This window comes from Kitasatospora mediocidica KCTC 9733 (assembly GCF_000744225.1).
Taxonomy (GTDB): domain Bacteria; phylum Actinomycetota; class Actinomycetes; order Streptomycetales; family Streptomycetaceae; genus Kitasatospora; species Kitasatospora mediocidica.
Genome location: NZ_JQLN01000003.1, coordinates 14,149 through 37,281 on the forward strand (window position 1 = coordinate 14,149; position 23,133 = coordinate 37,281).

Below are 23,133 nucleotides of genomic sequence, written 5' to 3' on the forward strand. Positions count from 1 at the left end.
GCGACCTACCGTGGTGACAGGCCCCACAGCGGTGGAGCAGTGACGACGAGGAGAGGGCCGGTACGACCGTGACCACCACCACGACCCATGCATTCTGGCTGGCCGGCCGCCAGGAGACCGGCGACAGCACCTTCGAGGTCCACCACCCGTGGGACCACAGCCTGGTCGGCACGGTCAGCGTGCCCACCGACGCGCAGGTCGACGAGGCCGTCGAGGCCGCCGTCGCCGCCGCGCCGGTCTTCGCCGCGACCCCCGCGCACGTGCGGGCCACCGCGCTGGACCACGTGTCCCGCCGGCTCGCCGAGCGTTCCGAGGAGATCGCCCAGCTGATCACCGCGGAGAACGGTAAGCCGATCAAGTGGGCGCGTGGCGAGGTCGGCCGGGCCGTGTCGGTCTTCCGCTGGGCGGCCGAGGAGGCCCGCCGCACCAACGGCGAGACCATGCGGCTGGACACCGACCCGGGCGGCACGGGCCGTTTCGCCGTGGTGCGCCGCTTCCCGCGCGGAGTGGTGCTCGGCATCGCCCCGTTCAACTTCCCGCTCAACCTGGTGGCCCACAAGGTCGCCCCGGCGATCGCCGTCGGCGCCCCGATCATCCTCAAGCCGGCTCCGGCCACCCCGCTGTCTGCGCTGGTGCTCGGCGAGATCCTGGCCGAGACCGAGCTGCCGGCCGGTTCCTGGAGCGTGCTCCCGGTGGCCAACGAGAAGATGCCGGCCCTGGTCCAGGACAGCCGCCTGCCGGTGATCTCGTTCACCGGTTCGGACAAGGTCGGCTACCAGATCATGGACTCGGTGCCGCGCAAGCACGTCACCCTGGAGCTCGGCGGCAACGCCGCTGCCGTGGTGCTCGCGGACTACTCCTCGGACGCCGACCTCGAGTGGGCCGCCACCCGGATCGCCACCTTCGCCAACTACCAGGCCGGCCAGTCCTGCATCTCGGTGCAGCGGGTGATCGCCGACGCGAGCGTCTACGACGCGCTGGTCGAGAAGGTGGTCGCCAAGGTCCGTGCCCAGGTGACCGGCAACCCGAACGACGACGCGACGGACGTCGGCCCGCTGGTCGACGAGAACGCCGCCAAGCGCGTCGAGTCCTGGGTGGACGACGCGGTCGCCAAGGGCGCCAAGGTGCTCACCGGCGGTACCCGCGAGGGCGCCGCGTACGCCCCGACCGTGCTGGCCGAGCTGCCCGCCGACGCCGTGCTCGCCACCGCCGAGGTCTTCGGCCCGGTGCTGTCGCTGCACCGCGTGGAGAGCACCGACGAGGCGTTCGCCGCCGTCAACGACTCCAACTACGGCCTGCAGGCCGGTGTCTTCACGCACGACGTGCAGGCCGCCTTCCGGGCCCACCGGGAGCTGCAGGTCGGCGGCGTGATCATCGGTGACGCGCCGTCCTACCGCGCCGACCAGATGCCGTACGGCGGCGTCAAGGACTCCGGCGTGGGCCGCGAGGGCGTGAAGTACGCGATGGACGACTTCACCTTCGAGCGCGTCCTGGTGCTGACCGGTCTGGACCTCTGACCGGGCCATAGCACCCCCGCACCATCGGCGCACCGTCCTTCCCGGGGCGGTGCGCCGCCGCGCGTACGGCAGGCCACAATGGGACCCATGAACTCGCTCGCCCACCCGCAGCTGCGCTTCACCCCGGTCGTCGACGACCCGTCAGGTCCCAGGGAACTGGTGATCCTCGGCTCCACCGGCTCGATCGGCACCCAGGCCATCGACATCGTGCTGCGCAACCCGCAGCGCTTCCGGGTGGTGGCCCTCTCCGCGGCCGGCGGGCAGGTCGAGCTGCTCGCCGAGCAGGCCTTCCAGCTGGGCGTGCACACCGTCGCGGTGGCCCGCCCGGAGGCCGAGCCCGCGCTGCGTGCCGCGCTGGCCGAGCGGGCCGCCGGCCGCCCGTTGCCGACCGTGCTGTCCGGCCCGGACGCCGCCACCGAGCTGGCCGGTCTGCCCTGCCACTCCGTGCTGAACGGCATCACCGGCTCGATCGGCCTGGCGCCCACGCTGGCCGCGTTGCGGGCCGGCCGGGTGCTGGTGCTGGCCAACAAGGAGTCACTGATCGTCGGCGGCCCGCTGGTCAAGGCGGTCGCCAGGCCCGGCCAGATCGTCCCGGTGGACTCCGAGCACGCCGCGCTCTTCCAGGCGCTGAGCAGCGGGACCCCGCGCGAGGTGCGTCGGCTGGTGGTGACCGCCAGCGGCGGTCCGTTCCGCGGCCGGACCCGCGATCAGCTGGCCGCCGTCACCCCCAAGGACGCGCTGGCCCACCCGACCTGGGCGATGGGCCCGGTGGTGACGATCAACTCGGCCACCCTGGTCAACAAGGGCCTGGAGGTCATCGAGGCCCATCTGCTCTACGACATCCCGTTCGAGCGGATCGACGTGGTGGTCCACCCGCAGTCGGTCGTCCACTCGATGGTGGAGTACACGGACGGTTCGACGCTCGCCCAGGCCAGCCCGCCCGACATGCGGATGCCGATCGCGCTCGGCCTGGGCTGGCCGGACCGGGTACCGGACGCCGCGCCCGGCTGTGACTGGACCAAGGCCACCAGCTGGGAGTTCTTCCCGTTGGACGACGAGGCGTTCCCGGCCGTCGGGCTCGCCCGCGAGGTGGGTACGCTCGGCGGCACGGCACCGGCCGTCTTCAACGCCGCCAACGAGGAGTGCGTGGACGCGTTCCTCAAGGGGCGTCTGGCCTTCACGGCGATCGTGGACACGGTCGCCAAGGTGGTCGCCGAGCACGGGACCCCCGTGGCGGGAACTTCTCTGACCGTCGAGGACGTCCTGGATGCGGAGGGCTGGGCCCGTGCCCGGGCCCGCGAGCTCGCGGCGGGCTGATGGTCGCCGGTGTCCGGGTGCATGATGGCGAGTGGAGCGGCATGACGGAGGACCAGCAGTGACTGCAGTGATGACGGTGCTCGGCATCGGGGTCTTTATCGTCGGGCTCTTGTTCTCGATCGCGTGGCACGAGCTCGGCCACCTGTCGACGGCCAAGCTCTTCGGCATCCGGGTGCCGCAGTACATGGTCGGCTTCGGCCCGACCCTCTGGTCGCGCAAGAAGGGCGACACCGAGTACGGCTTCAAGGCCATCCCGCTGGGCGGTTACATCCGCATGATCGGGATGTTCCCGCCGGGCGCCGACGGGCGGATCACCAAGCGCAGCAGCTCGCCGTGGCGCTCGATGATCGAGGACGCCCGGGAGGCCTCCTACGAGGAGCTCCAGCCCGGTGACGAGGACCGGCTGTTCTACACCCGCAGGCCGTGGAAGCGCGTCATCGTGATGTTCGCCGGGCCGTTCATGAACCTGATCCTGGCGTTCCTGCTCTTCCTCGTCACCATGATGGGCTTCGGCGTGCAGCAGTCGCTGCCGACCGTCCGCACGGTCTCCCAGTGCGTCGTCCCGGCCAGCCAGGCCAGCGACACCTGCAAACCCGACGCGCCCGCCTCCCCGGCCGCCGCGGCCGGCCTGAAGCCGGGGGACACCTTCGTCTCCTTCGGCGGCGAACGGATCCACGACTACCAGCAGCTCCAGGAGGACATCCGCAGGTCCGCCGGGCAGACCGTGCCCATCGTGGTCCAGCGCGACGGTCAGCAGGTGGCGCTCTCGGCGACCATCCGGACCAACGTCCTCGCCAAGGTCGACGCCAACGGCGACCCGGTCCAGGGCCAGACCGTGACCGCCGGATTCCTCGGCATCTCGCCGACCAGCGGCGTGGTCCGGCTGGGCTTCGACGCCAGCGTGAGCCGGATGAGCGACATGGCGCGCACCGGCGTCGGCTCGCTGGTGGCGCTGCCCGGCAAGATCCCCGCACTGTGGGACTCGGTCTTCGAGGGCACCCCGCGCACCGCGGACTCCCCGATCGGGATGGTCGGCGCGGCCCGGGTGGGTGGCGAGGTGGCGGCCCTGCACCTGCCGGCCTCGCAGCGGATCGCCTTCCTGGTCAATCTGCTGGCCGGTGTCAACCTCTCGCTCTTCCTGTTCAACATGCTCCCGCTGCTCCCGCTGGACGGCGGCCACGTGGCCGGCGCGCTCTGGGAGTCGGTCCGCCGCCGGGCCGCCAAGCTGTTCCAGCGTCCCGACCCGGGACCCTTCGACGTCGCCAAGCTGATGCCGGTGGCGTACGTGGTGGCGACCATCTTCATCGGCTTCACGCTGTTGGTGCTGGTGGCCGATGTGATCAACCCCGTCAAGATCAGCTAAGACCGCCCACCATGTGCCGGTCGGTCTGAAGCGACCGGCCAGGGCGCGTGTGCTCGCGCTCTCCCGGGTGCCGTACCGTTGACGCCGGGTGCGCCGCCAGTCGCGCACCCGGCTGGACCACCACCTCAACCCCGGGGAACCCTGCGCACATGACCGCGATCTCGCTCGGTATTCCGTCCCTGCCGCTCAAGCCGCTTGCCACTCGTCGGGTCTCCCGGCAGATCATGGTCGGGAACGTTCCGGTCGGTGGTGACGCGCCGGTGTCGGTGCAGTCGATGACCACGACGGTGACGGCCGACATCAACGCGACGCTGCAGCAGATCGCGCAGCTGACGGCGTCGGGCTGCCAGATCGTGCGGGTGGCGGTGCCGACCCAGGACGACGCGGACGCGCTGCCGGTGATCGCGCGGAAGTCGGGTATCCCGGTGATCGCCGACATCCACTTCCAGCCGAAGTACGTGTTCGCCGCGATCGACGCCGGTTGTGCGGCGGTTCGGGTGAACCCGGGCAACATCAAGCAGTTCGACGACAAGGTCGGCGAGATCGCGAAGGCCGCGAAGGGCGCGGGCGTCCCGATCCGGATCGGTGTGAACGCGGGGTCGTTGGACCGGCGGCTGCTGGAGAAGTACGGGCGGGCCACTCCCGAGGCGCTGGTGGAGTCCGCGCTGTGGGAGTGCTCGTTGTTCGAGGAGCACGACTTCCGGGACATCAAGATCTCGGTGAAGCACAACGACCCGGTCGTGATGATCAACGCCTACCGGCAGCTGGCGGCGGCCTGTGACTACCCGCTGCACCTGGGCGTGACCGAGGCGGGTCCGGCGTTCCAGGGCACGATCAAGTCGGCGGTGGCGTTCGGTGCGCTGCTGGCCGAGGGCATCGGGGACACGATCCGGGTGTCGCTGTCGGCCCCTCCGGTGGAGGAGATCAAGGTCGGTATCCAGATCCTGGAGTCGTTGAACCTGCGTCAGCGGGGCCTGGAGATCGTGTCGTGCCCGTCCTGCGGCCGCGCGCAGGTGGATGTGTACAAGCTGGCGGAGGAGGTCACCGCGGGCCTGGAGGGCATGGAGGTGCCGCTGCGGGTGGCGGTGATGGGCTGCGTGGTGAACGGTCCGGGTGAGGCGCGGGAGGCCGACCTGGGCGTGGCGTCGGGCAACGGCAAGGGTCAGATCTTCGTGAAGGGCGAGGTGATCAAGACGGTTCCGGAGTCGAAGATCGTCGAGACCCTGATCGAGGAGGCGCTCAAGCTCGCCGAGCAGATGCAGGCCGACGGCGTGGAGTCCGGCGCCCCGACCGTGATCGCCGCCGACTGACGCGGCTCGCGCAGTCGGACCGGCAGGGGGGTCGTCCGCAGGCGGAGGACCCCCCTGCCGTTTGCCGCTCGTGGCAGCGGAGTAGGGTGCCGCGAAGCCGTTGAATGAGGTGCTGTGCTCGATCGAGGTGTGATGCTCCCCAGCTCGCTGCAGGCCGCGCGGGCGAAAGGGGGCCCCGCCGGCCGGAGGCTGGGGGAGGCCACCCGAGTCCTGGACGGCCCGGATCTCGCGGACACCCTGGAGGTGCTGCGCCGGGACCCGGTCGTCAACGCGTTCGTCGCCACCCGGGTCGAGGCGGTCGGGCTCGACCCCTGGCGGCTCGGCGGTGAGATGTGGGGCTGGTGCGACGAGGACGGCCGGCTGGAGTCGCTCTGCTACGCGGGCGCCAACCTGGTCCCGATCAACGCCGGCCCCGAGGCGGTCCGGGCCTTCGCCGAACGGGCCCGCAGGCAGGGGCGGCGCTGCTCCTCGATCGTCGGTCCGGCCGAGTCGACGGCCGCCCTCTGGTCGCTGCTGGAGCGCAGCTGGGGACCGGCCCGCGAGGTCCGCGCCCACCAGCCGCTGCTGGCCACCAGCGAACCGTCCGCCGAGGTGGCACCCGACCCGCTGGTCCGCCGGGTCCGCAAGGACGAGATCGACTTGCTGATGCCGGCCTGCGTGGCGATGTTCACCGAGGAGGTCGGGGTCTCCCCGCTGGCCGGTGACGGCGGGCTGCTCTACCAGGCCAGGGTCGCCGAACTCGTGGGCGGCGGACGCTCGTTCGCCCATATCTCGGAGCAGGGCGAGGTGATCTTCAAGGCCGAGATAGGCGCGGTCACCCAGGGCGCCTGCCAGATCCAGGGGGTCTGGGTCGCCCCCGCCCACCGCGGCCGCCGGCTCTCCGAGACCGGCATGGCGGCGGTGCTGGAGATCGCGCTGCGCGAGGTCGCCCCGGTGGTCAGCCTGTATGTCAACGACTACAACCTGCCGGCCAGGGCCGCCTACCACCGGGTGGGTTTCCGGGAGATCGGCGCGTTCATGTCGGTACTCTTCTGAGGTTCGGGAGCACCGGCGCCGACCCTGCGTCAGCTCCGGGCCGGCCCGGTGAACTCGGCGCACTCGACGCGCTCGACGCACGCGACGAAGGAGTAACGTCCCCGGCATGGAGCAGTTGTCCGAGGTGACCATCGAGCCGATCGACCTGGCCGCATGGGCGCCGTACGCGCTGGAGGTGCAGTCGGCCGCCTTCGGGCTCTCGCCGGAGGAGATTGCGGTCCGGCTGCAGATCGTGGGCCGGCACGCCCAGCAGCCTGGGGTGCTGGCGCTGGGGGCGCTCTGCGGCGGCCGGCTGGTCGGCTTCGGCTACGGCATGCCCAACCTGCGCGAGCACTGGTGGAGCACCGTCATCCAGCCCTACCTGGAGGCGCGCGGCTACGGCGACTGGCTGGACGGCGTCTTCGCCGTCACCGAGCTGCACGTGCTGCCGCAGTACCAGGGCTGTGGTCTGGGCAGCGCGCTGATCCGGAGCCTGTGCGAGAACTCGGGCAAGCACCGCAGCATCCTGTCGGCGATCGACGCCGAGACCCCGGCCCGCCGGCTCTACCGCTCGCTCGGCTACCGGGACCTGGCCCGCGCGGTGCACTTCCCGAACACCGACCGCCCGTACGCGGTGATGGGCGCCCGGCTCCCGCTGCTGGACCGCTGGAGCTAGTGCCGCGTCCTTAGACCGACCGGCAAATGGTGGGTGGAGGAAGAAGGGGGTCTCCCCGGCCGAAGGCTGGGGGAGGGTCGAGGGCCGAGTCTGGGCGGTGCCGACGAGGGAGCAGCAGCGGAGCTGCGGTGACTGAGGAGAAGCCGTCAGGGGGCACCTCCCGGCCGAAGGCTGGGGGAGAGAGCCATCGGGCCGCGACGCCGCCCACCATTTGCCGGTCGGTCTTAGAGCCAGCCGGCGAACTCCAGGGCGAGTTCGGCCTCCTGGGTGTCGCCGGCCTCCAGGTGGGCCAGGCCGGCCGCGACGGTGCGCAGGAGTGTCCAGCCGCGCAGCCGGTCGTGGTCCACGTCGACGGCGTCGGCCAGCAGGTGCAGGCGGCGGCGGGCTGCGCCGCGCGGCCCGGGCGATCCGGCCAGCGTGTCCTTGCGGTCCTGGGCCAGCCAGGCCAGGTCGTAGGCGCGTTCGCCGACCAGCGGCCGGGGGTCGATGGCCAGCCAGGGGGCCCGGTCGGCGGCCATCACGTTGCCGTGGTGGAAGTCGCCGTGCAGGAGGTACTGCTCCGGCTCGGAGGCCAGCAGACCGGCCGCCGTCTCCAGTGCCTCGTCGACCAGCGCCTGCGCCTCCACCCGCTCCGCCAGCGGCCGACGGCGCCTCAGTTCGGCGCCGAGGCCGCCCACCCGCTCGGCCACCGAGTCGAACGGGTGGCCCTCGCCGGGCGCGGTCCAGAGCCGTTGCAGCAGGCCGGCCGCCTCCAGCATCGCCTTCGCCTCGGCCAGCGAGCGCAGCGGGATGTCACCGTGCAGCCGCTCCAGCAGCAGCATGCCGTCGTCGGGTTCGGCGGCCAGCAGCAGGACCGCGCCGCGGCCGGCCCAGTGGGTGAGCGCGGCGTGCTCCTGGGCGGTCTCGGGGGTGATCAGGCCGGCCTTGAGCACGGCCGGCGCGCCGTCGTCGCGGCGGACGTAGCCGATCAGACTGAGCCGGCCGCCCGGCTCGAAGACCCGCTCCAGGGTGAGCTCCCAGCGGGTGAGTTGCTCGGAGAACCGGGCGGGCAGCCGGGCCAGCCAGGCCGCGGCGTGCTCGTCCCCCCGGCTCAGCACGCTCTCCCGCAGCCGGTCCGGGATGCTGAACTGCCCTGGTGCTGCCGACATGCTGGCCTTCCGGTCGCTGCTTGGCCCCGCGCGCTACCCGTCCATTGTCGGCCATCACCGGGCGCGGCCGGGCAGGACGCGCTGGTCAGAGAGTGGGTGGCGGCGCCGCGCGCCGGCGCTCAGGAGGTGGGCTTGGCCGAGCCGCTGACGGTGGCGCTCGCGCCGTCGGTCGTCGGTGCGGGCATCCCCGGCAGCGCGCTGGAGGGGGCGCCCCAGTGGTTGGCCTGGAGCACGCACTCGCGCAGCGCGGTGGCCGCGGCGCCGCGCAGTTCTCCGGTGGTGCCGGCCACCAGGTCGCCGTAAACGGCGGTCAGCCGGGTCTCCAGGTATCCGGCGAGCTTCACGGCGGCGGCGGCATCCGGGACGGCGAACGGCAGTTGGTAGCCGGGGGCCGCGGCGGCGGGCGTCGCGCCGCCGGCGCCGAGGATCCGGTGCCAGGCGTCGCGGCGGGCCTGGTGGGCGGCGTAGACGGCGCGGGCGTCGTCCCGCTTGGGGCCCGCCGGGGTGCGGGCGCCGATGACGCCGTAGCCGTAGACCGCGGCGTGCTCGGCGGCCAGCGCGGCCTGCAGCGCGGTGACGGCCGAGGTGGGCAGCGGGGCCGACGAGGCGCTCGGTGCGGTGGTCGGTGCGGTGGCCGCTCGGCTGCTCGGTGCGGGGCTGCTCGCCGACGCGGAGGCCGACCGGGAGGCGGCGGTGGCTGGGGCCGCGGCCGGGGCGGGGACGGCCAGCGGGGTCGGGTCGCCGAGCAGCAGGGCGTGCAGCGCGCCGGCGGCCGCGACCGAGGCCAGCAACCGGGCCAGCGCGGGGGAGGCCGCGTCCAGATCGGCCAGCCTGGCCTGCGCGGTGGTCCGTTCGGCGGTGGCGAGGGCGGCCGCGGTCGGCACGGCCGGCGGGACGGGGACCGCGCCGGTGACGCCGGGGGAGGGCTGCGCGGAGTGCGAGGAGGCCGCGGCGGTCGGCAGCCCGACGGCCAGCGCCGCCTGCTGCTGTACGAGCTCCGCGCGCAGCGGCTTCAGGCGTCCGTCGGTGGCGCCGGCACCCGCCAGCAGTGCGTCGTACTGGCCGAGCAGGGCCTCGCCGGCGGCGGCCGCGCGGGCCCGGATCGGCAGATCCGGGTCGGCCTTGTGCGCGCCGTGTCCCGAGCCGTCGGAGCCGCCCGAACTGGAGCAGGCGGCCAGCAGCCCGGCCACGGCCATGGTCCCGACGGTCAGGAGGGCCCGCCGGCTGGGGGACTGCATCGACGCGCTCCCGCTGGGTCGTGCGGGTGCCACCGGTGCCCCCGCTTCCGTGATGGTGTCGGGACAGACGGTGAAAGTATTGTGTCCGCCCCGCTGGGACCGTACCGCCCGGTGATCGGCGGGCCGACGGCGGGGCGGTCGTGCGGCGCTGCGCTCCGTCCGGAATCGGCGGTTTGGGGGTTGACCCGATAGGCTTTGGGCCGAGTTACGAACTTCTGACAACAGCAGACGCGGCCGAGGAGTCACCCGGATGAGCACCACCCCCACCGATCGGTTGCGTGTCCTGTTGGAGCCGCTGGCCGTGCAGGCGGGTCTGGACCTTGAGGACGTCAAGGTGAGCCAGGCCGGCAGCCGCCGCCAGGTACAGATCGACGTGGACGCCGACGGCGGTGTGGATCTCGATGCCATCGCCGAGTTCAGCCGCGCCGTCGGTCAGGCGATGGACGAGTCCGATGTGATGGGCGACTCGGCGTACGTGCTGGAGGTCGGCTCCCCGGGCGTGGACCGCCCGCTCACCGAGCCCCGCCACTGGCGCCGTAACGTCGGCCGCCTGGTCGTCGCCACCCTCGCCGACGGCAGCGAGATCACCGCCCGCGTGCTGGAGACCGACGAGGACGGCGCGCTGGTCGAGGTGCAGCCCGTCAAGGGGCGCGGCCGGGCCAAGGAACGCAGGCTGGCCTTTGCGGAGGTCGCCAAGGCGCGGATCCAGGTCGAGTTCAACCGCAAGGACGACGAGAAGCTGCTCGCCGACGACGCGGACCCGACCGACGAGGCCGACGACGAGATCGACGACGACGAGTTCGACGAGAACGACGGCGACGCCCACGACGACAGCAACGACGACAAGCTTTAAGAAAGAAAGAGGAGGCGTAGCCGTGGACATCGACATGAGTGCCCTGCGTGGGCTGGTGACCGAGAAGAACATCCCGTTCGACCTGCTGGTCGAGTCGATCGAGTCGGCGCTCCTCATCGCGTACCACCGGACCGAGGGCTCACGCCGCCGTGCCCGGGTCGAGCTGGACCGCAAGACCGGTCACGTGACCGTGTGGGCGCTGGAGGACGCGAGCGAGCTGGACGAGGGCGTCGAGCCCAAGGAGTTCGACGACACCCCGGGCGGCTTCGGCCGGATCGCGGCCAGCACCGCCAAGCAGGTGATCCTGCAGCGGCTGCGCGACGCCGCCGACGACCAGACCTTCGGCGAGTACGCGGGCAAGGAGGGCGACATCGTCACCGGTGTCGTCCAGCAGGGCAACGACCCGAAGAACGTGCTGGTGGACATCGGCAAGCTGGAGGCCATCCTGCCCCCGCAGGAGCAGGTCCCCGGTGAGGACTACAAGCACGGCACCCGGATCCGCAGCTACGTGGTGGCCGTCCGTCGCGGTGTCCGCGGCGCTTCGGTGACCCTCTCGCGGACCCACCCCAACCTGGTGCGCAAGCTGTTCGCGCTGGAGGTCCCGGAGATCGCCGACGGCAGCGTCGAGATCGCCGCGATCGCCCGCGAGGCCGGCCACCGCACCAAGATCGCGGTGTTCTCCCGCCGGGCCGGCCTGAACGCCAAGGGCGCCTGCATCGGCCCGATGGGCGGCCGGGTGCGCAACGTGATGGCCGAGCTGCACGGCGAGAAGATCGACATCGTCGACTGGTCGGAGGACCCGGCCGAGATGGTGGCCAGTGCGCTGTCCCCCGCCCGGGTGACGAAGGTCGAGATCGTCGACTTCGCGCAGCGCTCCGCACGAGTGATCGTGCCCGACTACCAGCTGTCGCTGGCGATCGGCAAGGAAGGGCAGAACGCCCGCCTGGCCGCCCGCCTGACCGGATGGCGGATCGACATCCGTCCGGACACCGAGACCACCGACGAGGGTGCTGCGGACCGTCGGCGCGGGGAATCCACGACTGATTAGTCGTGTTGTCATCTCGTAGTCGCGGCCCCGTTCCGATCGGCGGGGCCGCGGTCACACCCTGCGGAGGGGTAGACTTGAAGGTGTCCGGCCGGACGCATGTCCGCGCATGCCCAGAACGCACCTGCGTGGGCTGCCGCAAGCGAGCGGCCAAAGACGAGCTGTTGCGTGTCACGACGACCGAGGGCACCTGTGTCCCCGATCCTCGGGGCGTGCTGCCTGGGCGAGGCGCACATCTGCACCTCGACCTGGCCTGTTTCGACCTGGCGGTTCGCCGTCGGGCGTTTTCCAGGGCCTTTCGGCTCCAGGGAGTGCTCGACACGGAGGCTCTGCGTGCATACGTCGAGTCCCGGACCGCCGGCGCCCCGGCCTCCTGAGGAGCGATCCTCGGTCGGCCCGGAGGGCACCATCCCCGCCGTGAGCGGGGGAGAACCACCCGTAAATGAACTCGGCGCGCGCACCACGATGTCGCACGCCACCAGTCAGGTACCTCGCGAGTTGGAAGTAGGTCGAGATTGCGATGAGCACTCGATGAGTACGCGATGAGTACGCGATGGGTTCGCCCATGAAGTAGCGACGGTCCGGCGGACGATCACCCCGGACTTTTAGACAGGAGTGAAGTGGCTAAGGTCCGGGTATACGAACTCGCCAAGGAGCTTGGTTTGGAGAGCAAGGCCGTGATGGCCAAGCTCACCGAGCTGGGTGAGTTCGTCCGTTCGGCGTCCTCGACAATCGAGGCGCCGGTCGTACGCAAGTTGACTGACGCGCTGGGAGTGGCCCCTACGGGTGGTTCCGCTGCCAAGCCTGGCCCGCGCAAGCCCGCGGCGCCCCAGCCCGCCGGCACCGCCGGTGCGGCCGCACCCAAGCCGGGTGCCCCCACCCCGGGTCCGCGCCCCGCCGCGACCCCGGGTCCCCGTCCGACCCCGGCTGCTGCGGCTCCCGCCGCTCCGGCCGCGCCCGTCGCGCCGACCGAGGCGCCGCGTCCGGCCGCCGCTGCTCCGGGCCCGCGCCCGGCAGCGCGTCCCGCCGCCCCGGCTCCGGCTGCTCCGGCGGCCGAGTTCTCCTCGCCGACCCCGGTGGTCGGCGAAACCCCCGCCGCGCGTCCCGCTGCCGCGGCGCCGCGTCCGGCGGCTGCCGCCCCGGCGCCCAGCGCCGGTGCCGGTGCCCGTCCGGGCCCGCGTCCGGCCGGCCCGCGTCCGGGCAACAACCCCTTCACCTCGGGCAGCGCGACCGGAATGGCGCGCCCCGGCGACCGTCGTCCGGCCGCTCCGGGTGCCGGTGGCGCTCCGCGTCCCGGTGCTCCGGGTGCCGAGCGTGGTGCCGCCCGTCCGGGTGGCGAGCGTGGACCCCGTCCTGACGGTGTCGCAGGTGGCCGTCCCGGTGCCGAGCGCGGTGCCGCCCGTCCGGGTGGCGACCGTGGCCCGCGTCCCGACGGTGCCGGTGCGCGTCCGGGTGCCGACCGTGGCGCCCCGCGTCCCGGTGGTGCCGACCGTGGCCCGCGTCCCGCAGGCGCCCCCGGCGCCGAGCGCGGTGCGCGTCCCGCCGGTGCTCCGCGTCCCGACGGCATGCCCCGTCCGGCCGGTCCCCGTCCCGGTGGCCCGAGCCCGTCCGGCATGCCGCGCCCGAACCCGGGCATGATGCCGCAGCGTCCGGCTCCCGGCCCCGGCGGCCGTGGCCCGGGTGGCCCCGGTGCCCGTCCCGGCGGTCCCGGTGCCCGTCCCGGTGGTCCGGGTGGTGCCGGTGGCGGCGCCCGTCCCGGCTTCGCCGGTCGTGCGGCCGGTCCGGGCTCGCGTCCGGCCGGTGGCGGCGGCTTCGGCGGTCCGCGTCCCGGTGGCGCTCCCGGTGGCGGCGGTGGCTTCGGCCCGCGTCCCGGTGGCTTCGGCGGTCGTCCCGGCGGCCCCGGTGCCCGTGGTGGCACGCAGGGTGCCTTCGGTCGTGGCCCGGGCGGTCGCCCGGCCCGTGCCCGTAAGTCGAAGCGCGCGCGTCGCCAGGAGTACGAGGCCATGCAGGCCCCGTCCGTCGGCGGTGTGATGCTGCCCCGTGGCAACGGTGCCGCCGTGCGCCTGCCCCGTGGCGCGTCGCTGATGGACTTCGCCGAGAAGATCAACGCCAACCCGGCCGCGCTCGTCTCGGTGATGTTCAACCTCGGCGAGATGGTCACCGCGACCCAGTCGGTCTCGGACGACACGCTCCAGATGCTGGCCGGCGAGATGGGCTTCGCGCTCGAGATCGTCAGCCGCGACGACGAGGACCGCGAGCTGCTCGAGTCGTTCGACATCGACTTCGGTGCCGACGAGGGCGACGAGGACATGCTGGAGGCCCGTCCTCCGGTCGTCACCGTCATGGGTCACGTCGACCACGGTAAGACCCGACTGCTCGACGCCATCCGCAAGACCAACGTGGTGGCCGGTGAGGCGGGTGGCATCACCCAGCACATCGGTGCCTACCAGGTCTCGGCGGAGGTCAACGGCGAAGAGCGCCGCATCACCTTCCTCGACACCCCGGGTCACGAGGCGTTCTCCGCCATGCGTGCCCGTGGTGCCAAGTCCACCGACATCGCGATCCTGGTGGTCGCGGCCAACGACGGTGTCATGCCGCAGACGGTCGAGGCGTTGAACCACGCCAAGGCCGCCGGTGTGCCGATCGTGGTCGCGGTCAACAAGATCGACGTCGAGGGCGCCGACCCGACGAAGGTCCGCGGTCAGCTGACCGAGTTCGGTCTCGTGGCGGAGGAGTACGGCGGCGACACCATGTTCGTCGACATCTCCGCGCGCCAGGGCCTCAACATCGAGCAGCTGCTGGAGGCGGTCGTCCTGACCGCCGACGCTTCGCTCGACCTGCGGGCCAACCCGGAGCAGGACGCGCAGGGCATCGCGATCGAAGCCCACCTGGACAAGGGTCGCGGCGCCATGGCGACCGTCCTGGTCCAGCGCGGAACGCTGCGCGTCGGTGACTCGATCGCCGTCGGTGACGCCCACGGCCGCGTCCGCGCCATGCTGGACGAGAACGGTCAGAACGTCGCCGAGGCGGGCCCGTCCCGTCCGGTCCTGCTGCTCGGTCTCACCTCGGTGCCCCGCGCCGGCGACAGCTTCATCGTCGTCGACGACGACCGCACCGCGCGTCAGATCGCCGAGAAGCGCTCGGCCCGTGACCGCAACGCCATGTTCGCCAAGCGTCCGATGCGGATCTCCCTGGAGAACCTGGACCAGGCGATCGCGGCCGGCGGCATCCAGCAGCTCAACCTCATCATCAAGGGTGACGTTTCCGGTTCGGTGGAAGCCCTTGAGGACGCGCTCGTCAAGCTCGACGTGGGCGACGAGGTCGAGCTCCGGATCCTGCACCGCGGTGTGGGTGCCATCACCGAGTCCGACGTGGACCTGGCGATGGGCTCGGACGCCATCATCATCGGCTTCAACGTGCGCGCCGAAGGCCGCGCCCGTACGGCGGCCGACAAGGAAGGCGTGGATGTCCGGTACTACTCGGTCATCTACCAGGCGATCGAGGAGATCGAGGCAGCGCTCAAGGGCCTGCTCAAGCCCGAGTACGAGGAGGTGCGCCTCGGCTCCGCGGAGATCCGCGAGGTGTTCCGCAGCTCCAAGTTCGGCAACATCGCGGGTGTCATCGTCCGCGAGGGTCTGCTGCGCCGCAACGCCAAGGCCCGCCTCATCCGCGACGGCAAGCTCATCACGGAGAACCTCACCATCGAGGGTCTGCGCCGTTTCAAGGACGACGCGACCGAGGTCCGCGAGGGCTTCGAGGCCGGTGTGACCCTGGGGTCGTTCAACGACATCAAGGTCGACGACGTCATCGAGACGTTCGAGATGCGCGAGAAGCCGCGGGCGTAACGCCGGCAGCTCATCAAGCCCGGGGTCGGTCTACGGGGAAATTCCCGTCGACCGGCCCCGGTCTCGCTGTGTAGGGTCGGCGTCATCGGCCCCCTTTCGAGGGGCGTGCTGCGAGGCCTTCAGGTCGGCGTGACCTGTCATACATGTTCGTAGGAACACTCACCTTCGACCTGCTGCTGGGCGATGTGCATTCGCTCAAGGAGAAGCGTTCGATCGTGCGGCCCATCGTGGCCGAGCTGCAGCGCAAGTACAGCGTGTGCGCAGCGGAAGTCGGGAACCAGGATCTGCACCGCCGGGCCGAGATCGGCCTGGCGGTGGTGTCCGGCGACGCCGGGTACGTCACCGAGATCCTGGACAGCTGTGAGCGGTTGGTCGCCGGCCGCCCCGAGGTGCAGTTGCTCTCCGCGAGGAGGCGGTACCACGGCGACGACGATGAATGAGAGCGGCCGTGACGATGGCACGTCGCCACCGTCACACCGACGAGGACCGAGAGCGCCCACAAGGCTGGGCGCGGGCCGGTATTTTGGGGCGTGGGCCCCGATGGGTGAGCAGTCGACCCGGATACCGGACCCACAGCACGAGGAGGCAACGTGACCGACGCAGCAAGGGCGCGCAAGCTCGCCGACCGGATCCAGGTGATCGTCGCCCAGACTCTGGAGCGGCGGATCAAGGACCCGCGGCTGGGCTTCGTGACCATCACCGACACCAAGGTCACCGGCGACCTGCAGAACGCCACCGTCTTCTACACGGTCTTCGGTGACGACGCCGAGCGGGAGGCGACCGCCGCGGCGCTGGAGAGCGCCAAGGGCGTGCTCCGTTCCGAGGTCGGCAAGCAGACCGGGGTGCGGTTCACTCCCACCCTGACCTTCATCGCCGACGCGCTGCCGGACAACGCCCGTCAGATCGACGATCTGCTGGACCAGGTCCGGCTCTCCGACGCGGCGGTTCGCACCGCCGCGGCCGGCGCGACGTACGCAGGCGACGCGGACCCGTACAAGGTTCCGAGCTCCGAGCGTTCCATCGACGAAACCGATGAGGACGAGTAGTGACGGCGGGTGAGCCGGCGGCAGCCGGTTCGGCGAGGGCGTCCTCCACCAGCACGGTGGAGGACGCCCTCGCGGTGCTTCCGGCTCCTCGCACGGAGTCACCGGCCGGATTCGAGCGGGAGTGGCGCTGGCTGCTGGCGGCCATCGGGCGCACCGCCTCGATCGATCTGGTCTGCCACATCAGCCCGGACGGCGACGCGCTCGGCTCGGCGCTGGCCGCCGGGATCGCGCTGCGCGGGCTCGGGCACGAGGTGCGGGTCTCCTTCGGCGACGACCCGCAGGTGATCCCCGAATCGCTCTCCTTCCTGCCCGGCCAGGAGCTGATCGTGCCGGCCTCGGCCGTGCCCGACGCCCCCGAGCTGGTGATCTGCTTCGACGTCGCCTCCGAGGGGCGGCTCGGGCTGCTGCACGCGAAGGCCTTCGCGGCGAAGGCGCTGATGGTCATCGACCACCACGCCTCCAACCCCGGCTTCGGCCGCCACACGATCATCGATCCGAGCGCACCGGCCACCGCCGTGCTGGTCGACGAGCTGCTGCGGCGCCTGCGCGTGCCGCTCGACCAGGCGATCGCCACCTGCCTCTACACCGGTATCGCCACCGACACCGGTTCGTTCAAGTACGCCGCCACCACCCCCGCCACCCACGAGCTGGCCGGGCGGCTGCTGGCCACCGGGATCCGGCACGACCTGATCTCCCGCCAGCTCTGGGACACCTCCTCGTTCGGTTTCCTCAAGGTGCTCGCCGCCGCGCTGGACCGCGCGGTGTACGAGCCGCAGGCGGTCGGCGGGCGGGGCCTGGTGTGGACCTGGGTGCCGTACCAGGACCTGGTGCTGTTCGGGGTCACGATCGAGGAGATCGAGGGCCTGATCGACATCCTGCGCCGCCCGGCCGAGGCCGAGGTCGCGCTGGTGCTCAAGCAGGAGCCCGACGGCACCCTGCGCGGCTCCTGCCGCTCCAAGGGCGCGGTCGACGTGGCCGCCGCCTGCGCCGCGCTGGGCGGGGGCGGACACGTCTACGCGGCCGGGTTCTCGCTGCGCGAGCCCGTGCCGGCCGCAGTGGCCCGGTTCCGTTCCGCGCTCGGCTGAGACCGCCCGCCGACGGCCGGCCGGTCCAGATCATCCACCTGTAGAGAAAGAACCCATGAAGCGCAAAGGCACTGGCCCCGACGGCCTCGTCATCGTCGACAAGCCGGAGGGCATCACCTCGCACGGGGTGGTGGCCAAGATGCGGTGGCTGGCCGGGACCAGGAAGGTCGGCCACGCCGGCACGCTGGACCCGATGGCGACCGGCGTCCTGATCATCGGCGTCGAGCGGGCCACCCGGCTGCTCGGGCACCTGATGCTCACCGCCAAGACGTACGAGGCGACCATCCGGCTCGGCCAGACCACGGTCACCGACGACCGGGAGGGCGAGGTCACCGCCTCGGTCCCGGCGGACGCGGTGACCCGGGAGGCGATCGACGCCGGGATCGCGCTGCTGACGGGCGAGATCATGCAGGTGCCGTCCAAGGTCAGCGCCATCAAGATCGACGGGAAGCGGTCCTACACCCGGGTGCGGGAGGGCGAGGACTTCGAGATCCCGGCCCGGCCGACCACGGTGCACTCGTTCGCCGTGCACGCCCAGCGGGCCGCGGTGGCCGAGGACGGCACGCCGGTGGTGGACCTGGACGTCACCGTGGAGTGCTCCTCCGGGACCTACATCCGGGCACTGGCCCGCGACCTGGGCGCCGGTCTGGGCGTGGGCGGACACCTGACGGCGCTGCGGCGCACCCGGGTCGGTCCGTACGGCGTGGAGTCGGCGCGCACCCTGGAGCAGCTGGAGGAGAAGTTCGACGTGCTGCCGATCGGCGAGGCCGCCACGGCCGCCTTCCCGCGCTGGGACATCGGCGAGGACGACGCCCGGCTGCTCTCCACCGGGGCGCGGCTGACGGCTCCCGGGCTCGGGGTGGAGGGGCCGATCGCCGTGTTCGGGCCGGACGGCACCTTCCTCGCGCTGGTGGAGGAGAAGGACGGCCGGGCCGTGCCGATGGCGGTGTTCGTCGGCTGATCCTCGTCGGCTGATCCGATGATCACGGCGTGCCGTGGGTGGATTTTCACCCGGACGGACGAGCGCGCGAGGTGAACCCCGGTGGTGAACGGTGCGGCCGGGGTCGCTCGGGCCGCACCGTGGGCAGGCTCCCCGCAGCGGGCACGGCGGCGGGGAGGCAGCGCTCATGGCGGGTATCGACCAACATCCGCGGGCCACGTTTCCGCAGGCTCCGGGCCTGCTGAGGATCCGGGACCTGGACGGGCGGCCACTGGGCTACGGCGTGCCGGCCGACCTCCAGGGCACTGTGCTGACCGCACACGAGGTGGTGGCCGGCCGGCCGGGCGTGCTGCTGGAGAGCGCGACGGGCGAGTGCCGCGAGGCCGGCCCGGCCGCGCTGACCGAACTGCCCGGCTGCGGGCTGGCGTTGGTCGACGGTGGTGGGACCGGCGGGGTGCCGTGGGCGCTCGGCCCGTACGAGGGGGCCGGGGCGGTCCTGCTGACCCGGCCGGACGATCAGCCGGCGCAGCTGGACGCCGCCGTGCTGGGCCTGGGCACCGCGTTGGGGAGTGGGCCGGGGGCGGCCCGGCTGCTGGAGGCGGTGCTGCTGGTCGACCTGCCCTCCGCTCGGCCCGAGCAGGCCGGGCTGCCGGTGCTGGACGCGCGCAGCGGCGCGGTGCTCGGCCTGCTGGCGCCGGGCCTGCGCGGGGTGCCGCCCGGCGTGCTCGCGGCCCTTCCCGTGTGGCCGGTGGACCGGACGACGGCGGACGGCCCGCTGGCCGAACTGCTGGAGCGCAACGCGCTGGCGGCCCCCGGCTACGGTCCGGCGCTCAACATCGCCGGGGTGCTGGAGCTGTGCTCGCGCCAGCTGGCCGCGGCCAGTGCCGGTCCGGGGCGGATCGTCCAGCTGGCGGCCGACCGGGTGGAGCGGCCGGACGGGCTGGCCGGCGAGGAGCCGCAGCTGCCGCTCACCGTGCTGGCCGGGGAGCCCGGCAGCGGGCGGAGCTCCGAGCTGGCGGCGCTCGCGGTGCGCCGGTCGGGCGGGAGCCGGCCGCTGCCCACGCTCTGGCTGCGCGGGGCGGACCTGCGGGCCGGCGACCGCACTCCGGAACAGGCGGTGGATCGCGCGCTCGGCGCCACGCACCGGGTCCGCGCGCTGGCCCGGGTCGCGGCGGCGGCCGGGCGGCCGCTGCTGGTCGTCCTGGACGGCCCGGAGGAGGCCGCCACCGCGCTGGACGGGGCATGGCTGCGGGAGACCGTCCAGTGGCTGCGGGAGGCCGGGGTACGGCTGCTGCTGGCCTGCCGCCCGGAGAGCTGGGAGCAGTACGCGCCGGGTGTCGAGCCGGGCGCCGTCCAGCTGCACCGGCTCGGGCCGCTGCGGGACGGGACGGCGGCGTCCGTCGCCGAGCGCTACGCCGTGCCGTGCCCGGCGGGCGAGGCGGACCCGCTGGCGCTGCGGCTGGCCGGGGAGCTGATCGCGGCGGGCGTGCGGCAGCCGACCGCCAGTCGGTCGGAGCTCTACGCGGGCGCGCTGGACCTGTGCTGCCTGCGGATCGCCCAGCGGATCGCGGACGGCCCGGGCGACCCGGCGCACCCCCGGCGGCCGTCCGCGCACCGCCGGGGCGCGCCGCTGCCCTGCGCGCGGTCCTCGGCCGGGCAGGTGCGGCGGCTGGCGGCCGCGGTGGCGGGCCGGGTGCACGAGGCGGCCCGCCGGATGCTCGGGCCGGGGCAGGGCGGGCTCGGGCCGACCGCGTTCGCCGAGCTCTTCCCGCCGGGCGCCGGCTGGGCGCAGGCGGTGCTCGCGGAGGGTCTCTTCGTGGTCGCGGGCGGCGGCTACCGGCTGGCGCACGAGGAGTTGGCCGACTGGTTGCAGGGGCTGCACCTGGACCTGGACGCGGCGCTGCGCCTGCTGCTGGCCGAGGACGGGCAGTCGCAGGCGGCGCGGGCGGTGCCCAGGCACCGGGCCGGGGCCGTCGCGCTGGCGCTGCGGACGCTGGCGGAGAGCCGGGGAGCGGCCGCGCTGGACGGCCCGTCGGAGCGGATCTGGCGGGCGCTGGACGACGCGACCGGCGGTGCCCGGGGCGAGGGCGGCGACGAGGAGGACGGCGCGCTCTGGTGGGCCTCCCGGCTGCTGGCGGCGGTGCTGCGGGCCGGGCCGGATCCGGCGGTCCACCGGGAGTTGCTGGAACGGCTCGCCGAGCGGATCGCCGAGCGGGCCGCGCCGCTCGGCGGCTTCGCCCGGTTGCGGGAGGGGCAGCCCGGCGGGCTGGGCCGGTTCGGACCGGCGTTCTGGGCCGGGCTGCCGCTGGAGCTACCCGATCGGCTGGACCTGCTGCGCCGGCTGGTCCGCGCGGACGGCCCCGAGCAGGGCTTCCTCGCGCTGGCGGCCGAGCAGCTGCGGGCCGACCCGCGGGCGGCGCTGCCGCTGTTCTGCCGCTGGTTCGCCGACGGCCGGGGCCTGCCCGGGCGCTCCGGGGCGAGTGTCGCGGATCTCACACAGGAACTCCTCTACGCCCACCGCGCGCTGGCCATCGACGAGTTGACGGAGGAGCTGGTGGCCGCGGCGCACCCGCGGGCGGACGCGCTGCTGAGCGTCCTCGCGGTCGAGGAGCCGTCCGCGCTCTGCCGCGCGGTGGATCGCTGGAGCCACGACCCGCGCCCCGAACGACACGTGGCCGCCGCCGTGCACGCGGTGCGCGCCGCGCCCTACGCGAGCGGCGTCGGGGGGCTGCTGCTGCGCCACGCGGCCACCGCGCTGCTGGCCCGGGAGGACGAACCGGGCCTGCACGGCGCGGCGCTGGCGCTGCTGGTGCGCGATCCGCGGACCCGCGCCCGGCACCTGCCGGCCGCGCTGGCGGCGTACCGGGCGGACGATTCGTTCGTCACGGCGGAGGCGCTCGGGCCGGCTCTGGCGACCGATCGGGCGGAGGTCCTGGCGGCCTTCGAAGCGCGGCTCGCAGCTCCGGGGAGCGGGGTCGCGCAGGTGCTGCGGGTGTTGGCGGAGGCGGGCGCGCCGGATGGGCGGGGCGGCGGTCCGGCCGGGCTGCCGGATCCGGGCACCCGGCTGGCCGGACGGCTGCTGCGCGAGCGCCCCGAGCGGGCCGGGCTGGTCGCCGAGTACCTGGCCCACCGGCTGGCCCGTGGCACCGCCGTCCAGGGGGATCTGACGGCGCTGCTCGGCCCGCGTCCGGCGGACCGGCCGGCGGCGGTGCGGCGGGCGTTCGCGCTGGTGCTGGTCGCACCGGCGGCGGGGGAGCCGCTGCGCGAGGAGTTCCTGGACCGGCTGCTCGCCACCGAGCCGGATCCGGCGGTGCTGGAGCCCGTCCTGGAGCGGCTCGCGCTGGCGGGCTCCGCGCACCGCCCCGAGCGGGCCCGTGCGGTGGTCCGCCGGATCGCCGACGCCTGGGAGCGTGCGGCGGCCTCCGGCGCCGACGGTCCGTCCGGGGCCGACCGGCTGGACGCCGCGCTGGTGCGCTGCGCGGGTCGGACGGCCGGTTTCGCGCGGCTGCTCGCGGAGTGGCCGGCCGAGGCGCTGCCCCCGGCCGGCGGCCCGTTGCTGGCCCGGATGCGGGAGTTGGCGGCCCAGGGCAGGGACCCGCAGTACGCCGCCGCGGAGGCCGAACGGGACCCCGTACGGAGGACGGTCGCGTCGCCATCGCTCACAGCGGGTGTTCCGGTGCCGGAGCGCGGACCGGCGCATGGCACGCTATAGGGGTTCGAGTTCGAGCGTTTGAGCACCTGACAAAGGTGCTTCGGGGCGTAATCGCCATGGAGAAGGAGCGGTCAGGGTGCAGCGCTGGCGTGGCCTGGAGGAGATTCCCGGCGACTGGGGACGTAGCGTCGTCACCATCGGATCCTTCGACGGAGTGCACCTGGGACATCAACTGATCATCAGTCGTGCGGTGCAGCGCGCCCGCGAGCTGGACGCGAAGGCCGTCCTGGTGACCTTCGACCCGCACCCCAGCGAGGTGGTCCGCCCGGGCAGCCACCCGCCGCTGCTGGCACCGCAGCCGCGTAGGGCCGAGCTGGTGGCGACCTTGGGCGTCGACGCGGTGCTGGTGCTGCCGTTCACGCTGGCCTTCTCGCAGGAGTCGCCGCAGTTCTTCGTCCAGCAGGTGCTGGTGGACGCGCTGCGGGCCCGGCTGGTGATCGAGGGCCCCAACTTCCGCTTCGGCCACAAGGCCGCGGGCGACGTCGCGCTGCTGGCCGAGCTCGGCCGGCAGGCCGACTTCGAGGTCGAGGTGGTGGACCTCCAGGTGCGCGGCGAGGTGGGCGGCGGCGAGCCGTTCTCCTCCAGCCTGGCCCGGCGGCTGGTGGCGGCCGGCGACGTGAGCGGCGCGGCGGAGGTGCTGGGCCGGCCGCACCAGGTGGAGGGCGTCGTGGTGCGCGGCGCGCAGCGCGGCCGGGAGCTCGGCTTCCCGACCGCCAACGTGGACACCGTGCCGCACAGCGCCGTCCCGGCCGACGGCGTGTACGCGGGCTGGCTGACCGCGGACGGCGAGCGGATGCCCGCCGCGATCTCGGTCGGCACCAACCCGACCTTCGACGGCACCGCCCGCACCGTCGAGGCGTACGCCATCGACCGGGTGGGCCTGGACCTCTACGGGATGCACGTCGCGGTCGACTTCCTCGCCTACCTGCGCGGGATGGAGAAGTTCGACTCGATCGAGGCGCTGCTCGACCGGATGGCGGTCGACGTCAAGCAGGCCAGGGAGCTCACCGCGGCCGGCTGAGAG

Annotated in this window: 18 protein-coding genes; 16 read left to right on the forward strand and 2 right to left on the reverse strand. The window is 73.4% G+C overall.

Going from position 1 to position 23,133, the window contains the following annotated elements; all coding sequences use genetic code 11:
* Window positions 1–68 precede the first annotated feature (68 nt).
* The 6 genes from BS80_RS05540 (at window position 69) to BS80_RS05565 (ending at window position 7,197) form a co-directional block, all read left to right on the forward strand.
* Window positions 69–1,517 carry an aldehyde dehydrogenase family protein gene (locus BS80_RS05540; protein WP_035794025.1) on the forward strand — a complete coding sequence of 483 codons (1,449 nt, stop codon included), beginning with the start codon at window positions 69–71 and terminating at the stop codon, window positions 1,515–1,517.
* Between the two features lie 87 nt (window positions 1,518–1,604).
* Window positions 1,605–2,834, forward strand: coding sequence for a 1-deoxy-D-xylulose-5-phosphate reductoisomerase (gene dxr / locus BS80_RS05545; protein WP_035794028.1), 1,230 nt, complete (start codon window positions 1,605–1,607; stop codon window positions 2,832–2,834).
* A 70-nt stretch (window positions 2,835–2,904) separates the two neighbouring features.
* Window positions 2,905–4,197, forward strand: coding sequence for a M50 family metallopeptidase (locus tag BS80_RS05550; protein WP_198045461.1), 1,293 nt, complete (start codon window positions 2,905–2,907; stop codon window positions 4,195–4,197).
* A gap of 149 nt (window positions 4,198–4,346) precedes the next feature.
* Window positions 4,347–5,507, forward strand: coding sequence for a flavodoxin-dependent (E)-4-hydroxy-3-methylbut-2-enyl-diphosphate synthase (gene ispG, locus BS80_RS05555; RefSeq protein WP_035794037.1), 1,161 nt, complete (start codon window positions 4,347–4,349; stop codon window positions 5,505–5,507).
* A 114-nt stretch (window positions 5,508–5,621) separates the two neighbouring features.
* Window positions 5,622–6,542, forward strand: coding sequence for a GNAT family N-acetyltransferase (locus BS80_RS05560; protein WP_232246371.1), 921 nt, complete (start codon window positions 5,622–5,624; stop codon window positions 6,540–6,542).
* 106 nt (window positions 6,543–6,648) lie between these two features.
* On the forward strand, window positions 6,649–7,197 hold the full coding sequence (locus tag BS80_RS05565; protein WP_035794040.1) for a GNAT family N-acetyltransferase: 549 nt from the start codon (window positions 6,649–6,651) through the stop codon (window positions 7,195–7,197).
* Window positions 7,198–7,421: 224 nt separating this feature from the next.
* Here the strand turns inward: BS80_RS05565 and BS80_RS05570 are convergent, their stop codons facing one another.
* Together BS80_RS05570 and BS80_RS42485 are read right to left on the reverse strand one after the other, a co-directional pair.
* On the reverse strand, window positions 7,422–8,345 hold the full coding sequence (locus tag BS80_RS05570) for an aminoglycoside phosphotransferase family protein (RefSeq protein ID WP_035794045.1): 924 nt from the start codon (window positions 8,343–8,345) through the stop codon (window positions 7,422–7,424).
* A 119-nt stretch (window positions 8,346–8,464) separates the two neighbouring features.
* Window positions 8,465–9,583, reverse strand: coding sequence for a ferritin-like domain-containing protein (locus BS80_RS42485; RefSeq protein ID WP_232246372.1), 1,119 nt, complete (start codon window positions 9,581–9,583; stop codon window positions 8,465–8,467).
* A gap of 250 nt (window positions 9,584–9,833) precedes the next feature.
* Between BS80_RS42485 and rimP the strand changes: the two genes are divergently transcribed.
* From rimP to BS80_RS05630, 10 genes are all read left to right on the forward strand, one after another.
* Window positions 9,834–10,436, forward strand: a complete 603-nt coding sequence (gene rimP, locus BS80_RS05580) for a ribosome maturation factor RimP (RefSeq protein ID WP_035794046.1) — start codon at window positions 9,834–9,836, stop codon at window positions 10,434–10,436.
* 22 nt (window positions 10,437–10,458) lie between these two features.
* On the forward strand, window positions 10,459–11,484 hold the full coding sequence (gene nusA / locus BS80_RS05585; protein ID WP_035794047.1) for a transcription termination factor NusA: 1,026 nt from the start codon (window positions 10,459–10,461) through the stop codon (window positions 11,482–11,484).
* A gap of 80 nt (window positions 11,485–11,564) precedes the next feature.
* Complete coding sequence (locus BS80_RS39035; RefSeq protein WP_083974376.1) at window positions 11,565–11,858, forward strand: YlxR family protein; 294 nt, start codon at window positions 11,565–11,567, stop codon at window positions 11,856–11,858.
* A gap of 243 nt (window positions 11,859–12,101) precedes the next feature.
* Entirely contained in the window at window positions 12,102–15,326 is a 3,225-nt protein-coding gene (infB, locus tag BS80_RS39040) for a translation initiation factor IF-2 (RefSeq protein ID WP_083974285.1), read from the forward strand.
* A 143-nt stretch (window positions 15,327–15,469) separates the two neighbouring features.
* Window positions 15,470–15,766: a DUF503 domain-containing protein gene (locus BS80_RS05605; RefSeq protein ID WP_035794051.1), complete on the forward strand. Its 297-nt coding sequence runs from the start codon at window positions 15,470–15,472 to the stop codon at window positions 15,764–15,766.
* Between the two features lie 150 nt (window positions 15,767–15,916).
* Window positions 15,917–16,372, forward strand: a complete 456-nt coding sequence (gene rbfA / locus BS80_RS05610; RefSeq protein WP_035794052.1) for a 30S ribosome-binding factor RbfA — start codon at window positions 15,917–15,919, stop codon at window positions 16,370–16,372.
* Window positions 16,372–17,457 (forward strand): DHH family phosphoesterase, encoded by a 1,086-nt coding sequence (locus tag BS80_RS05615; RefSeq protein ID WP_051966126.1) that lies wholly within the window; start codon window positions 16,372–16,374, stop codon window positions 17,455–17,457. The genes rbfA and BS80_RS05615 overlap by 1 nt, the downstream gene beginning before the upstream one ends.
* 55 nt (window positions 17,458–17,512) lie before the next feature.
* On the forward strand, window positions 17,513–18,418 hold the full coding sequence (gene truB, locus BS80_RS05620) for a tRNA pseudouridine(55) synthase TruB (RefSeq protein ID WP_035794053.1): 906 nt from the start codon (window positions 17,513–17,515) through the stop codon (window positions 18,416–18,418).
* A 166-nt stretch (window positions 18,419–18,584) separates the two neighbouring features.
* Complete coding sequence (locus tag BS80_RS05625) at window positions 18,585–22,109, forward strand: hypothetical protein (protein WP_051966128.1); 3,525 nt, start codon at window positions 18,585–18,587, stop codon at window positions 22,107–22,109.
* Window positions 22,110–22,185: 76 nt separating this feature from the next.
* Entirely contained in the window at window positions 22,186–23,130 is a 945-nt protein-coding gene (locus BS80_RS05630) for a bifunctional riboflavin kinase/FAD synthetase (protein ID WP_035794054.1), read from the forward strand.
* The last annotated feature ends 3 nt before the right edge of the window (window positions 23,131–23,133 follow it).

Coding starts and splice junctions, on each gene's coding strand:
- BS80_RS05550 (WP_198045461.1), top strand. CDS start 2,905: ATGACGGTGCTCGGCATCGGGGTCTTTATCGTCGGGCTCTTGTTCTCG.
- truB (WP_035794053.1), top strand. CDS start 17,513: ATGAAGCGCAAAGGCACTGGCCCCGACGGCCTCGTCATCGTCGACAAG.
- BS80_RS05605 (WP_035794051.1), top strand. CDS start 15,470: ATGTTCGTAGGAACACTCACCTTCGACCTGCTGCTGGGCGATGTGCAT.
- rimP (WP_035794046.1), top strand. CDS start 9,834: ATGAGCACCACCCCCACCGATCGGTTGCGTGTCCTGTTGGAGCCGCTG.
- BS80_RS05565 (WP_035794040.1), top strand. CDS start 6,649: ATGGAGCAGTTGTCCGAGGTGACCATCGAGCCGATCGACCTGGCCGCA.
- ispG (WP_035794037.1), top strand. CDS start 4,347: ATGACCGCGATCTCGCTCGGTATTCCGTCCCTGCCGCTCAAGCCGCTT.
- BS80_RS05625 (WP_051966128.1), top strand. CDS start 18,585: ATGGCGGGTATCGACCAACATCCGCGGGCCACGTTTCCGCAGGCTCCG.
- BS80_RS42485 (WP_232246372.1), bottom strand. CDS start 9,583: ATGCAGTCCCCCAGCCGGCGGGCCCTCCTGACCGTCGGGACCATGGCC.
- dxr (WP_035794028.1), top strand. CDS start 1,605: ATGAACTCGCTCGCCCACCCGCAGCTGCGCTTCACCCCGGTCGTCGAC.
- BS80_RS05570 (WP_035794045.1), bottom strand. CDS start 8,345: ATGTCGGCAGCACCAGGGCAGTTCAGCATCCCGGACCGGCTGCGGGAG.